The sequence below is a fragment of the Novosphingopyxis sp. genome, from assembly GCF_965218915.1.
In the GTDB taxonomy this organism is placed as follows: domain Bacteria; phylum Pseudomonadota; class Alphaproteobacteria; order Sphingomonadales; family Sphingomonadaceae; genus Novosphingopyxis.
The window spans coordinates 1,478,406-1,492,470 of the sequence record NZ_OZ244708.1 but is presented as its reverse complement, the minus strand read 5'-3'; the positions used below and the strand labels follow the sequence as shown (position 1 = coordinate 1,492,470).

8 protein-coding genes are annotated in these 14,065 nt (G+C 64.1%); 4 read left to right on the top strand and 4 right to left on the bottom strand.

All coding sequences use genetic code 11. The features are described from left to right. Positions 1–94: 94 nt before the first annotated feature. The gene (locus ACOQPC_RS06810) at positions 95–1,516 is read left to right on the top strand and encodes a sugar porter family MFS transporter (protein ID WP_420607884.1); all 1,422 of its coding nucleotides are present in this window, start codon (positions 95–97) and stop codon (positions 1,514–1,516) included. Between the two features lie 29 nt (positions 1,517–1,545). Here ACOQPC_RS06810 and ACOQPC_RS06805 read toward each other — a convergent pair whose 3' ends face one another. Next, a complete protein-coding gene (locus ACOQPC_RS06805) occupies positions 1,546–3,057 on the bottom strand; it encodes a tryptophan halogenase family protein (protein WP_420607883.1) in 1,512 nt (503 codons plus the stop codon). Between the two features lie 177 nt (positions 3,058–3,234). Here ACOQPC_RS06805 and ACOQPC_RS06800 point away from each other — a divergent pair, with 177 nt between their 5' ends. Further along, a complete protein-coding gene (locus tag ACOQPC_RS06800; RefSeq protein ID WP_420607882.1) occupies positions 3,235–6,624 on the top strand; it encodes a TonB-dependent receptor in 3,390 nt (1,129 codons plus the stop codon). A gap of 29 nt (positions 6,625–6,653) precedes the next feature. On the opposite strand, the gene ACOQPC_RS06795 is transcribed toward ACOQPC_RS06800, so the two are convergent. Genes ACOQPC_RS06795 through ACOQPC_RS06785 form a run of 3 tightly spaced genes read right to left on the bottom strand, consistent with a single transcriptional unit; the run spans position 6,654 to position 10,954 of the window. Next, positions 6,654–7,370, bottom strand: coding sequence for a DUF6445 family protein (locus ACOQPC_RS06795; RefSeq protein ID WP_420607881.1), 717 nt, complete (start codon positions 7,368–7,370; stop codon positions 6,654–6,656). A 27-nt stretch (positions 7,371–7,397) separates the two neighbouring features. After that, positions 7,398–8,546, bottom strand: a complete 1,149-nt coding sequence (locus tag ACOQPC_RS06790) for an endo-1,4-beta-xylanase (RefSeq protein WP_420607880.1) — start codon at positions 8,544–8,546, stop codon at positions 7,398–7,400. Further along, positions 8,543–10,954 (bottom strand): glycoside hydrolase family 3 N-terminal domain-containing protein, encoded by a 2,412-nt coding sequence (locus ACOQPC_RS06785; protein ID WP_420607879.1) that lies wholly within the window; start codon positions 10,952–10,954, stop codon positions 8,543–8,545. The genes ACOQPC_RS06790 and ACOQPC_RS06785 overlap by 4 nt, the downstream gene beginning before the upstream one ends. 180 nt (positions 10,955–11,134) lie before the next feature. On the opposite strand from ACOQPC_RS06785, the gene ACOQPC_RS06780 reads away from it, so the two are divergent. Together ACOQPC_RS06780 and ACOQPC_RS06775 are read left to right on the top strand one after the other, a co-directional pair. Next, positions 11,135–12,247, top strand: coding sequence for a LacI family DNA-binding transcriptional regulator (locus tag ACOQPC_RS06780; RefSeq protein ID WP_420607878.1), 1,113 nt, complete (start codon positions 11,135–11,137; stop codon positions 12,245–12,247). Continuing rightward, the gene (locus tag ACOQPC_RS06775) at positions 12,244–14,019 is read left to right on the top strand and encodes an IlvD/Edd family dehydratase (protein ID WP_420607877.1); all 1,776 of its coding nucleotides are present in this window, start codon (positions 12,244–12,246) and stop codon (positions 14,017–14,019) included. Before ACOQPC_RS06780 ends, ACOQPC_RS06775 begins: the two co-directional genes overlap by 4 nt. The last annotated feature ends 46 nt before the right edge of the window (positions 14,020–14,065 follow it).

Sequence of the window (14,065 nt, the reverse complement as noted above, 5' to 3'; positions counted from 1 at the left end):
GACGATCGCGACGCATTTGCTTGCTTCTTGTGCCGAAGTTCATTTAGTTAGCGCTAACATCGCCGCCGAGGGCGAGCAACGGGAAGGGATGTCGATGGAGGATGCTTCAGGAGATCGCGCGAATCTGGCGCTGATCATGGCGATCGTGGCGGTGGCGACGATCGGGGGGCTGCTGTTCGGGTACGACAGCGGCGCGGTCAACGGCACGCAGCCGGGTCTGACCGCCGCGTTCGGACTGGACGAGAGCGGGCTGGGCTTCACCGTCGGTTCGCTGCTCATCGGCTGCTTCGTCGGCGCCTTCTTCGCCGGCACGCTGGCCGACAGCATGGGCCGCCGCAACGTCATGCGGCTGGCCGCGGTGCTGTTCCTGATCGGCGCGCTGATCCAGGGGCTGACCGCGGACCACAGCATCTTCGTGCTCGCGCGGATCATGGGCGGGATGGCGGTGGGCGCGGCCAGCGTCTTGTCGCCGGCCTATATCTCCGAGGTGGCGCCGGCGAACATCCGCGGCCGGATGACCACGGTGCAGCAGATCATGATCATCACCGGCCTCACCGCCGCGTTCCTGGTGAACTATGTCCTGGCCGCCGCGGCCGGCGAATCGACCAACGCGTTCTGGCTGGGCATCGCGGCGTGGCGATGGATGTACCTGATGCAGGCGATCCCCGCGGCGGTGTTCCTGGCGGCTCTGTTCTTCATTCCCGAAAGCCCGCGCTTCCTCGTCGCGAAGGGCCGCCACGAGGAGGCGGGCGGCGTGCTCGTCAGACTGTTCGGCGAGGTGGTGGCGCGCGCCAAGCTGCAGGAAATCCGCGACAGCTTCACCGCCGATCACCGCCCGCGGCTGCGCGACGTGCTCGCGCCCGCCGGTACGCGCGGCTTGCTCGGCATGCGCCCGATCGTATGGGTCGGCATCATGTTGGCGGTGTTCCAGCAGCTCGTCGGGATCAACGTAATCTTCTACTACGGCGCCACGCTGTGGCAGCTCGCCGGTTTCACCGAAAACGACAGCCTGCTGATCAACATCGTGTCCGGCGTGGTCTCGATCGCGGCCTGCTTCGTCACCATCGCCGTGATCGACCGGATCGGGCGCAAGCCGCTGCTGCTGATCGGCTCGGCGGGCATGGCGGCGTCGCTGTTCGTCATGGTGTTCGCGTTCAGCCAAGGCACGCTCGATGCGGGCGGCAAGCTGGTCCTTTCCACCGGCATGGGCACGGTCGCGGTGGTGGCGGCGAACCTTTACGTCATCTTCTTCAACGTCAGCTGGGGCCCGGTGATGTGGGTGATGCTGGGCGAGATGTTCCCCAACCAGATCCGCGGCAGCGCGCTGGCGGTGGCGGGGTTCTTCCAGTGGTTCGCCAACTATCTCGTCGCGCAGACGTTCCCGGTGATGGCCACGGGCATCGGCCTGGCCGCCAGCTACAGCTTCTACGCCGTCTGCGCGGTCATCAGCTTCTTCCTGGTGAAGCGGTTCGTCACCGAAACCAAGGGCAAGGAGCTGGAGGCGATGGAAGGATAAGGGGCCGACGCCGCCCGGGACGAATGGTCTCAAGCGGCGCAGTTTTCCGCGATGTAGCGATCGTGGCTGGGCATGTAGTCGGCCGAGTTGGCCATCGCCTGGCGGATGTGCTCCATCCGCGCGGTGAGCTCGTCATAGGACAGGATGTCGGCCAGCGGATCGTAACGCTCCACCTCGACCCCCTGCCCCAGCATCACCGCGAACCAGCTGGTGTCGTTGAACAGCTCCTCATGCTCGCGAAAGGCGCGGCCGGTGCTGCGCCAGATGCGCAGTTTCTCGGCCAGCCGCTCGGGAATCGCCATCGTGCGGCAGTAGTTCCAGAAGTCCGAATCGCCCCGCCGCGTGGCATGATAATGCAGGATCAGGAAATCGCGGATGAACTCGCTCTCCTCGATCATCTGGCGGTTGTAGCGGTCGCGCTCGGCAGCGGCGAAGCGGCGGTCGGGAAAGTTGGACAGCAGGCGAGCGATGCCGGTCTGGATCATCCAGATGCTGGTCGATTCGAGCGGCTCCAGGAACCCGGCGGACAGACCGATCGACACGCAGTTGCGCTCCCAGAACCGCGCGCGGTGCCCGGTGGTGAACTTAAGAAACCGCGGATCGGCCAAGGGTTCGCCGTCCAGGCTGCCGAGCAGCTGCGCCGCCGCCTCGTCGTCGCTGATATAATCGCTGGCATAGACATGGCCGTTGCCGATGCGGTGCTGCAGCGGGATGCGCCACTGCCAGCCGGCGGTGCGTGCGGTGGAGCGCGTGTAGGGCGGAAGGTCCGCCAGCCGTTCGCATGGCACGGCGACGGCGCGGTCGCACGGCAGCCAGCGCGACCAGTCGCGATAGGGCACGCCCAGCGTCTTGCCGATGACGAGCCCGCCGAAGCCCGAGCAGTCGATGAACAGTTCGCCGTCCACGCGCTCCCCGCTCTCCAGCAGGAGATGCGAAATGTTACCGCTCTCTCCATCGCGCTCGACCGCGTTTATACGCCCCTCGGTGCGGGATACGCCCTTCGCCTCGGCATATTCGCGCAAATAGGCGGCGTAGAGGCCGGCGTCGAAATGGAAGGCGTAGGCGATGCCGGACAGCGGCGAATTGCCGGCGTCGATCGGGCGCATGAACTTGCCTCCGCGCGCCGCGCGCGCCATCAGCGAGAAGTCCTCGACATCGGCGAATGCGCCCGATTTGGCCATGCGCATCCAGAAGCTGTGGAAGGACACGCCCTCCATGTCGATGCCGTAATGGCCGAACGGGTGGAAGTAGCGTGTTCCCAAGGCGCCCCAGTCGACGAACTCGATCCCCAGCTTGAAGCTGCCTTTCGTGCGGCGCACGAAGTCGTCTTCGGCAATACCCAGCATGCGGTTGAAGATGTTGATCTGCGGGATCGTCGCCTCGCCCACGCCGACCGTGCCGATGGCGTCCGATTCGATCAGGCGGATGTCGGCATAGTCACGGCCGAGCACCCGGCCGAGCGCGGCGGCGGTCATCCAGCCCGCCGTGCCCCCGCCGACGATGACGACGGATCGGATGCGATTGCTGGTGGTAGGCTGCATAGTCTTTCGGTTCTCGCCCCCAAGGTTGTGGTCATTTTGCACCACCTGATTGCCTAACGTGCAATCGGGGTTGCGCAAGCCGAACATTTGCCATAATGCCAAAAATGTTAGCGCTATCTTTAATGGGCGCGGCAAGGTGACCTCTTCAATGAGGTGCTGACAGGAGGGGAAGAACAGGTGTCCGACGCCAAGACCAACATCGCCGTCCGTAGCAATGTCGCGGCTTCGCTGAAAAGCGGCGTATCCATCATTGCCCTCGGCATTGCGGGCATCGGCCTCACGCCCACGATGGCGCAATCCGCATCAGGTGGCGCACCGGCGCTGGCAACGACGCTGCAGGCCAGCGCACAGGACGATGGCGCGCAGGACGAACAACTCCAGTCGCCTAACGATCAGGCCGCCGAGGACCAGGACGAGGCGGGCGGAGACGATGTGATCGTGGTCACCGGCTTTCGCGAATCGCTGCGCGGCGCGCAGGCGATCAAGAAGAATTCCGACGTGGTGGTCGATTCGATTACCGCGGAGGATATCGGCGCGCTGCCCGACCGTTCCGTCACCGAAGCGCTGCAGCGCGTGCCCGGTGTGACGATCAACCATTTCGCCGCCGGCGTCGATCCGGACCATTTCGCGACCGAAGGTTCGGGTGTGGTGGTGCGCGGCCTCAGTTATGTCGGCTCGCGCTTCAACGGTCGTCAGGCCTTCAGCGCGGGCAATGGCTCCGGCCTCAGTTTCGCCGATGTGCCCTCCGAACTGCTGGGCGGCGTGGATGTGTTCAAGACCCCGTCGGCGGACATGATCGAAGGCGGGATCGGCGGCATCGTCAATCTGCGCACGCGGTTGCCGCTGGATGAGGACGATACGGTGCTCGCCGGTTCGCTGGAACTGAATTATGGCGATTTCGCGGACAAGAGTGCTCCCACCGTATCGGTGCTCGGCAGCAAACGCTGGGACACGGGTATCGGTGAGATCGGCCTGCTCGGCAGCTTCTCCTACTCGCAACTGTTCTCGCGCGCCGACCGCATCGCGATTTCCGCGTTCCGCCCGCGCACGGTCTACTCGGACGGCACGCGGACCGACGTAATCCCGTTCGGCGATGCGACGGAGCAAGGCTCCGCCCTTTTCCCGCGCGGCGCGGTGCTCGGTACGCAGGAGTTCGACCGTGAGCGCTACGGCTATTCGGCCGCCGCGCAATGGCGCAGCAACGATGGCACGCTGGAAGCCACCGCGCAGTTCATCCGCTCCGACGCGCGCCAGACCTGGGGCGAGCACACGGTCGAGGTCACCACGGACAACGTGGCGGCCGCTGGGGATTCGCGCGCGGTTGCGGGCACTTCGCTCGACTTCGACGATAGCGGCCTGTTCGAAAGCGGCTTCCTCACCGGCCCGACCGGATGGCGTGCCGACCAGCAAACCGCCGATGTACGCACCCCGGTGCTCGGATTACAATCGAACAACCAGTATCGCGTGCACAACGACCGGGTCAAAACGGACGATTATTCGGCTCATATCCAGTGGACCCCCAGCGATCGGTTCGCACTGAGCGTCGACTATCAGCACGTCGATTCGACCACGACCGTTGCCGACAACAGCTATCTGGTGTCGACCTATCAGGACGCCTTTTTGCAGCTCAATGGCGACGATCTGCCGACGATCCTCTTCCAGCCGCCGCAGACCTGCGTCGATCCCACCTGTCCCGGACCGGTGGGATCGAACCCCGGCACCGATGGGTTCGACGACGATGATCACCCGTCCTATTACGGACCGGGTCATATGAGCTATCGCGATCCGTTCAACAGCTTCTCTCGCGCGGCGCTCGACCATTTCGAAGACTCGAGAGGAAATGAAGATGCCTTCCGGATCGACGGTGAATTGTCGTTTCCTGATTCGGGTTTCCTGAAAGCCATCAAGGCGGGTGCCCGTTACGCCGACACGGAACAGACGGCGCGCTTCTCGATCTACAACTGGGGCGTGCTCAGCGAGCAATGGGGCAATGGCGGCCCGGTCTGGCTCGACGACAATGTCGACGGCGTAACCGGCGGTAACGGCGGCTCACCGACCGGCGGGTTCGAGTCCTTCGTCTTCGCGGATTTCTTTCGCGGCGATGCGGGCGATCCGCTGCAAGGGCAGCCGCGGCTTTATTATGCCGGCAATCCGGTCGACGATTACGATGAATATGTCGCCTTTGCGAACCAGATCATTCGTGAATGGCAAGGTACGACGACATGCGCGGACGGCCGCGTGGTCAACAATGGCTGGGTCGCGGTGGGAGACCGCTGCGGCAACGTGGCCGGTACGATCTACCAGCCTGGCGAGATCAACCCGCAAGCCAGCGAGAATTATGCCGGTTACCTGCTGGCGCGTCTCGAGCACGACTTTTCCAACGGTTGGAACCTGTCCGGCAATATTGGCGTCCGCTACACGCGTACACATCGCACTTCGGGGGGCTTCCAGCAATTTTCCGGCAACAATTCGGGAATTCCGAGCGAAGCGCAATGTGCCGCCGTGGAAGGAACGCCGACAGGGTTCTGCGCCGACAATATCAGCCCGGAGCAGAGAGCTGCCGCTCGCGCCTATTTGAACGGTGCAACGCTTACCAACGACTTCGATCTCACTTATGATTACTGGCTACCGAACGTGAACTTGAAGCTTGAAGTCGGTGGCGGCATCCAGTTCCGTGCCGGGTATTTCAAGGGCGTTTTCGATCCACAATTCGGCTACACTCGCAATAATTACAACATTCAGGGCCTGGATGCCGTTCCGGTCGTGGATGGAAGCGGCAATGTAACCGGTGACTTCCAAATCCAATCGACCCTCACGGCGGGCAATCCGCTATTGCGGCCGACCGAAGCGGACAATTACGACTTCACTGCGGAATATTATTTCGGCAATGTCGGTCAGTTGACGGCGTCGTTCTTCTACAAGGTGCTGCGTGATGTGGTCACCAACGATACGCAGATCATCGATCTGACGAACAACGGCGCTACGTTCCCTGCCGTGGTAACCACGCCGGTCAACTCGGACGATGTCGGCAAGATCAAGGGTTTCGAGCTGGCGTATCAGCAGACCTATGATTTCCTTCCCGGCTTCCTGTCCGGGCTGGGTCTGCAGGCGGCCTATACCTTCGTTGACTCCGACGGCGTACCGCAGACCACGCTGTCGTCGACCGAACCGGATGTCGCGGCGGGCCGCCAGTCGGCGATTCCGGGCGACGAGTTCCCGCTGCAGGGTCTCTCGAAGCACACCGTAAACGTCACGCCGTTCATCGACATCGGTCCGTTTTCGGCCCGTGCGTCGTATAACTGGCGCTCGCGCTATCTGGTGACGATCCGCGACGTGATCACCCCGTTCGATCCGATCTTCCAGAAGGATTATGGACAGCTCGACGCCTCTATTTCGCTCAATGTGGGCGACCATTTCAAGATCGGCGCGCAGGGCGTTAACCTGCTCAACTCGATCACCAAGACCGAGGCGGCGGTGCTCGACGGCAACGGCGATATCGCCTATGTGCCGCGCCAATGGTACGGTGCCGACCGGCGTTTCACCATCTTTACCCGCCTCAGCTTCTAAGCGAAGCCAGTTGCGATGTAATGAGAGCGTCAGGCCGGACTGTAGCCGATGAAGATATTGGCGGTCAGCCGACCGATCGCCGGATCGGCGGATAGCGCGGCGGGATCGGGAATGTGGCCGCTGTGGAGCGCATTGCTGCGATAGACCAGCATCCGGTCCCAACGGGCATCGAACAAGGCGATCCGCTCATAGGCTTGGTGGCCGTCCGCGATATAGCAGGCCGCCGCCTCGTCGTCCGCCAGGCTGCGACCGCAGGCTTTCTCGTATATCGCCGCGCGTTCGGGCGTAATCGTCTCGAATCCCGTCTCGCGCTGCCGGAAAAAGGCGGTGCCGCCGAAGGGCGGGCCGCATAGGAAATGCAGGACCGCGAAATGCAGCGGGTTCGACGTGTCGATATGGGGAATACGCTGAAACGGGACCAAAGCCGACGGCGGCGTTGTGACCAGCGAATAGACGCAATCGATTTTCACGAGCTTCACCGCGCCGAGGTCGTATATCTCGCGAATCAGCGGATCGAGCCGCCCCACCGCCGCGCGTGCATAATCGAGCGGCAGGGGCGCGCGTAGTCCCGGATAGAGCCCGGCCATGGTATCGGTGAACCCGCCATGGGAGCGGGCGAAATCGACGAGTTTCCCTGCATCTTCCATCACCCCGTCGATCGCGATTAGGGGCTGGTCTTCCCGGCCGACCCGGTGGTGGCCAATGCGCGGATTCGACGCCAAGCGGAAGACGGATGCGGTGCCCATTTTTCAGATCTTAGCAGTTTTGGGCGATCAGGTCGCCTGCGCCAGACGCAAGAGGCCGATCAGCGCGGCACGCATCGGCAACGGGCGGAAGCGGTCGTCATAGGGACAGCAGCGCTGGGGCAAGCCGTCGGCGCGCGGATCGAAGCCTTGCAGCCAGCTGTATCGGCTGGTCATTCCCCACGCCAATATGTCGCGTAGCTGCGGGAAATCGAGCATCGTCTCGAAATAGACGCGGGTGTAATCGGCCACGCCTTGGTCGCGGACCGCGATATCCCCGGGCAAGGCGTTGTCGCGCACGTCGAATTCGGTGACGACGAGATCATAGCCCATGCCGGTCACTTCATTCAGGAATTGCCGCCATGCGGCGCCCTGATAGGGTCCGATGCCGGTGGCGGGGTCGAGCGTCTTCATCTCGATATGCGACTGGATGCCGAGCGCATCGACCGGCACGCCGCGCTTTCTGAAGCCTGCGAGCAGACGCAGCACGCCCGCGCGATGATTCTCGTTGCCCGGCTCCCAGCTCATATAGTCGTTATAGACCAGCTGCGTGCCGGGCGCGTCGGCGCTGGCAGTGTGAAAAGCGAGGTCGAGCAACGGTTCTACGCCGCCCATGGCTTTGGAGAGTACGGTCTCGACGAGCGCGCCGGTTTCGGGATCGACCGCTTCGTTGACGACATCGTAGCTCGCGATCTTGCCAGCATAGCGGCGCGTCAGCGTGTCGATGTGGCCGGTGAGAATGCGCGCCGCCTCGGTGGCGGGGCGCGCGCCGAAATCATGGGCGTTGAGCCAGCCGGGAAACCATTTGGGCCGCTGCCAGAGCAAGGTATGCCCGCGCAGGGCAAAGCCCTGGCGTTCGGCATAATCCACCATGGCATCGAAATGATCGAGGGCGTAGGCGTCCGCGCTCGGTCGGATCGCCTGCCACTTCATCTCGTTTTCGGGCACCAGGATTGCACAATCGCGCCTCAGCAGCCCGGCATAGGCGGGGTTGGCAAAGGAGCCCGTGTCGCTGCCCGCCGCGCCCCAGGCAAAGGCCGAACCGAAGCGTCGGCCGTGTGCTGCGGCGGCGCTTTTCAACGTCTCCGAGGTGCCCGTCCCGGCCATCGGCGCGGCGCAGCCAGCCAGCGCTAAAACCGCACCGCCGCCCAGGATCGCGCGGCGTGACGGGCCCGTCATGGCGTTATCGTGAGCGTCACGGTCTTGAGATTGGCGGAATTATCGCCGGCCATGATCTCGAATTCGCCCGGTTCGATCACGCGTTTCATGTCGATATTCCAGAAGCGGAAGGCCTCGGGGCCGAGCGGCAATGTCACCGTGCGGGTTTCGCCGGGCTTTAGCGTGATGCGCCGGAACGCCTTCAGCTCCTTGACCGGCCGGGTGACCGAGCTGACCTTGTCGCGCACGTAAATCTGGACCACTTCGTCGCCCTCGCGCTCGCCGCTGTTGGTGACGGTGACCGACACGTCGACCGGCTGGCCTGCGACGATGCTGCCCGCCGACAATTTGGGCTCGCCGAGCGTGAAGCGGGTGTAGCTTAGCCCGTAGCCGAAGGGATAAAGCGGGGCGGTCGTGTCGAACAGATAACCGCGCCGCGCCGTGGGTTTGTAATTATAATAGATCGGCAGCTGGCCGCTGCTGCGCGCCACCGACACCGGCAGCTTGCCGCCCGGATTGACCTTGCCGAACAGCGCATCGGCGATGGCATTGCCCTGCTGCTCGCCGCCATACCAGGTCTCCAGCACCGCATTGGCGTGTTCGGCAATTCCCACATAGCTGGGCGGGCGGCCGTTGATCAGCACCGCGGTGATCGGCTTGCCCAGCGCCTTCAGCGCATCGAACAGTTCCTGCTGCTGCCCGACCAGATCGAGCTGCGTGCGGTCGCCCAGATGCTCGTCGCCCCAGCCTTCGCGGCTGGTCTGCTCGGTATCGCCGATGAACAGCAGGATCTGGTCCGCGCCGCGCGCAGCAGCCGCCGCTTCTGCAATCATCCGGCGGTTCGCTTCGGGATCGGCGAGTTCGACCTTGTCCTGCCACCAGTCGTCATCGACGGTGATTCTGACGCCCTCGGAATAGACGATGTCGGCGCGATTGCCGACGAGCGCCTTGATACCTTCGAGCGGCGAGACGGTCTTGGGCGGCTGTCCATAATAGCCGCCGAGCCGCGCCACCGCCGCATTCGGCCCGATGGCCGCGATGGTCGGTTTGCGACCTCCCGCTTTGGGCATCGCAAGCGGTAGCATTCCGTCATTCTTGAGCAGAACCAGCGACTTTTCCGCCATCTTGCGGGCCAGCGCGATCGCCTCGGCATTGTTGGCGACTTCGGTGTCGGCAAGCCTGGCGAACGGCTGTTCGAACAGACCCGCCTTGAACTTCATCGCCAGCATATGGCGCACCGCCTGATCGATCGCGGTCTCGGCCACGCTGCCGTCGCGAACCGCCTCGACCAGCGTGTCATAGGCGGCGCCATTGGGCAGATCGCTGTCGACCCCGGCCGCCAGTGCATATTTCGCCGCGCCGGCGGCGTCCTCGGCGATGTGATGGCGGCTCGCCAGCTCGGCGATCGCGTAATAATCGCTGACCACCGCGCCGCGATACCCCCATTCGCCGCGCAATATGTCGTGCAGCAACCATTTGTTGGCGTGGCTCGGCACGCCGTCGATTTCGTTATAGCTCGCCATCACCGCGTCGATCCCGGTGCGTTTGACCACCTGTTCGAAGGGCGGGAAGAAATCCTCCCGCAGAATGCGCTCGGAGATTTGCGCGGGGCCGACATTGGTGCCGTTTTCGGGCTGGCCGTGGCCGGTCATATGCTTGAGCGTGGCGAGCACTTTTCCGGGTGCCAGCCGCCGGGTTTCGGTACCGGTGCCCTGCAATCCCTCGACCGCGGCGACGCCGAGTTCGCTCACCAGATAGGGATCCTCGCCAAAGGTTTCCTCGATCCGGCCCCAGCGCGGATCGCGCGCCACATCGACCACCGGGGAGAGCGCCAGCGATACGCCGCGCGCGCGGATTTCCCGGGCGATCACGGCGTTGACCTGCCGCAGCAGATCGGGGTCCCAGCTCGACGCCATGGCGATCGATTGCGGGAAGCTGGTGGCACCGAGCGCGGCATAGCCGTGCAGGCCCTCCTCGTGGAAGATGATCGGGATGCCGAGCCGCGTGTCCTGGGTTGCCCAATGCTGCAGCGCGTTGACCAGCCGCACCGTCGCCGCCGCGTCGCGGCCCGGAGTTTCGCGTGGGCTGCCCGGACCGGTGGCGTCGGACGGCCGTGCGAACTGGCCGATGCCATCGGGGAATTTCGCCCGCGCCTTGGCGATGTCGAATTCGTCGGCGTCGTCGAAAATTTCTTTCTTATTGTCCCACATCGAGGTGATCTGGGCGATTTTTTCGCCCAGCGTCATGCGCGCGATGAGATCGTCGATCCGCGCCTCGTCGGTCAGCCCGGCATTGCGATAGGGAGCATCGGCGGGCGGCCTTTGCGGCGCGGCTTCGGCGGACTGCGCAAAGACGGGGGCGGGATAAGCCAGCGGCGACAGCAGGACAGTCGAAGCGGCAAGCGCCGCAGCCAGACGATATGACGACATTATGTTCCCTCTCCGCTCCCGCAATTGCCTTGCGAGGTTCGTTTTGATAGCGCTAACATGATGCAGCCCGGCGACGCTTGTCAATCCCGTTTGGTATCGCGCACTCAACAGGTGGGACCGTTCATGATCGACGCGGAAAGGGCTGGTCTGAAAAGCACGCACATATTAGGCCTTGCAGGCATGACCGATCAAATGCTTCCCACCAAGCGGCGCGGGACCCGGCGACAGGGCAATGCTCCTACGATTACCGACGTCGCGCGGCTGGCGGGCTGCTCATCGATGACGGTGAGCCGCGTGGTCAATGGTGACGGTAACGTGCGCGAAAAGACCCGCGAAAAAGTGCGCGCGGCCATCGAGCAACTCAATTATGCGCCCAACCGGGCGGCGCGAAGTCTGGCGGGCGGGGAACAGATCCGCATTGCCTTGCTGTTCGACAATCCCTCCGCCTCCTATCTCAGCGAGCTTCTGATGGGAGCATTGGAGGAGGCTAACCGCAGCGACATTCATCTGATGGTGCAAAGCTGCGACATTGCCACCGATGTCGGCATGCTGATGCGCAATCTCGCCCGGGGCGGGATCAACGGCTTCATCTTGCCGCCGCCGCTATGCGATGATCAGGATGTGCTCGATCTGGTCGCCAAGCTGGACGCGGTTTCCATTGCCGTGGGGCCGGGCCGCGCCGTGGGCGCGCATGGCTCGGTGATGATCGACGATTTCAAGGCGGCCTATGATATGACCAGCCATATTATCGGGCTCGGCCATCGGCGGATCGGCTTTATTATCGGGAAGCCGGAGCAGATCGCCAGCGTCAACCGGCTGGACGGTTATCGCGCCGCGATGGCGGATGCCGGGCTGGAGGTGTCCGACGAACTGATTGCGCAGGGCAGCTTCACCTACCGTTCCGGCATGGCGGCGACCGAGCGGCTATTGGCGGTGAGACCGCGACCGACCGCCATCTTCGCGTCCAATGACGATATGGCCGCGGCGACCGTCGCGGTGGCGCACCGGCAGCATCTCGATGTGCCCAGCGATATTTCCGTGTGCGGCTTCGACGATACCGAAATGGCCAGCACGATCTGGCCCGAACTGACGACCATCAGGCAGCCTATTCGCGATATGTCGGCCTATGCCGTCAAGGCGATTGCGCGGGTGACGCGGGCGAAGCGGGCGGGCGATGAGCTGCCGGTGGAGCAGGCTACGCTGCCCTATACGCTGGTGCGGCGCCATTCCGATGCCGCGCCGGCGCTGTCGCAGCGCCGTGTCGGCGATATCGGCGTGTCCGAGGATCTATGAGCGAGAACGGCAAGCGCCTGCGCTCGCGCGAATGGTTCGCGAGCGAGGACCGGCCGGACCAGACCGCGCTCTATCTCGAGCGTTTCCTGAATTACGGCATCACGCCGGAGGAGCTGCGCTCGGGCCGCCCGATCATCGGCATCGCGCAATCTGGCAGCGACCTCAGCCCCTGCAACCGCATCCATCTCGATCTGGCCAAGCGCACGCGCGACGGCATCCGCGACGCGGGCGGGGTGCCGATCGAATTCCCGGTCCATCCGATCTTCGAGAACTGCCGCCGTCCCACGGCGGCGCTCGACCGGAACCTGCTCTATCTGGGCCTGGTCGAGCTGCTCTACGGCTATCCGATCGACGGGGTGGTGCTGACCACCGGCTGCGACAAGACCACGCCGGCGCAGATCATGGCCGCCTCCACCGTCGATATCCCGGCGATCGTGCTGTCGGGCGGGCCGATGCTCGACGGCTGGCACAATGGCGAGCTGGTCGGGTCGGGCACGGTGATCTGGCGTAGCAGGCGGAAGCTGGCGGCGGGCGAGATCACGCAGGACGAATTTCTCGACCGCGCGACCGACAGCGCGCCTTCGGCCGGGCATTGCAATTCGATGGGCACGGCATCGACCATGAACGCGGTGGCCGAGGCGCTGGGCCTGTCGCTGACCGGGTGCGCGGCGATCCCCGCGCCCTATCGGGAGCGCGGCCAGATGGCCTATCGCACCGGGCAGAGGATCGTGGAAATGGTGCGCGAGGATATGAAGCCGTCCGATATCCTGACGCGCGAAGCGTTCCTCAACGCGATCGCCACGGTCAGCGTCTGCGGCGGATCGTCCAATGCGCAGCCGCATATCGTAGCGATGGCGCGCCATGCCGGGATCGATCTGGAACCCGGGGTCTGGATGGAGCATGGCTATCACCTGCCGCTGCTCGTCAACATGCAGCCGGCGGGTGCCTATCTCGGCGAGCGCTTTCACCGCGCTGGCGGCGTGCCCGCGGCGATGTGGGAGCTGATGCAGGCGGGCCGGCTGCACGGCGATGGGATGACGGTGACCGGCCGGACGATGCGCGAAAACCTGAAAGGCCGCGAGAGCCGGGACCGCGAAATGATCCACCCCTTTGCAGAGCCGCTGCAGGACAAGGCGGGCTTTCTGGTGCTCAGCGGAAACCTGTTCGATTTCGGTATCTTGAAGACCTCGGTGATCTCCGACGAATTCCGCCAGCGCTACCTGATGCAGCCGGGCCGCGAAGGCGTATTCGAGTCGCGGGCGGTGATTTTCGACGGCGGCGAGGATTATCATCACCGGATCAACGATCCTTCGCTCGATATCGATGAGGACTGTATCCTGATCGCGCGCGGATCGGGCGTGATCGGTTGGCCCGGCTCGGCCGAAGTCGTCAACATGCAGCCGCCCGATGCGATGATCCAGCGCGGCGTCGCCTGGCTTCCGACGCTGGGGGACGGGCGGCAGTCGGGCACGTCGGACAGCCCCTCGATCCTCAATGTCAGCCCGGAAAGCGCGGTCGGCGGCGGGCTGCACTGGCTGCGCGACGGCGACATGATCCGCGTCGATCTCAACGAACGCAGCTGCAACGCGCTGGTGAGTGGGGAGGAAATCGCGCGAAGGCTGGCCGAGACTCCCGTCCCCACAGCTGAGAGCAACACGCCGTGGGAAGAGCTGTTCCGCGAAAAGACCGGCCAGCTGGCCGAGGGCGGAACGATGGATTTCGCGCTCAAATATCTCGGCATCGCCAAAAAGACGCCGCGGCATAATCATTGAAAATATCTAGCCGAGAGCGATTGGCGCGACCGGGCAACCGGGGACA

What these genes read in the sequence shown, in the direction of transcription:
- ACOQPC_RS06810 (WP_420607884.1), top strand. Translation starts at nt 95, where the DNA reads ATGGAGGATGCTTCAGGAGATCGCGCGAATCTGGCGCTGATCATGGCG.
- ACOQPC_RS06805 (WP_420607883.1), bottom strand. Translation starts at nt 3,057, where the DNA reads ATGCAGCCTACCACCAGCAATCGCATCCGATCCGTCGTCATCGTCGGC.
- ACOQPC_RS06795 (WP_420607881.1), bottom strand. Translation starts at nt 7,370, where the DNA reads ATGGGCACCGCATCCGTCTTCCGCTTGGCGTCGAATCCGCGCATTGGC.
- ACOQPC_RS06790 (WP_420607880.1), bottom strand. Translation starts at nt 8,546, where the DNA reads ATGACGGGCCCGTCACGCCGCGCGATCCTGGGCGGCGGTGCGGTTTTA.
- ACOQPC_RS06785 (WP_420607879.1), bottom strand. Translation starts at nt 10,954, where the DNA reads ATGTCGTCATATCGTCTGGCTGCGGCGCTTGCCGCTTCGACTGTCCTG.
- ACOQPC_RS06780 (WP_420607878.1), top strand. Translation starts at nt 11,135, where the DNA reads ATGACCGATCAAATGCTTCCCACCAAGCGGCGCGGGACCCGGCGACAG.
- ACOQPC_RS06775 (WP_420607877.1), top strand. Translation starts at nt 12,244, where the DNA reads ATGAGCGAGAACGGCAAGCGCCTGCGCTCGCGCGAATGGTTCGCGAGC.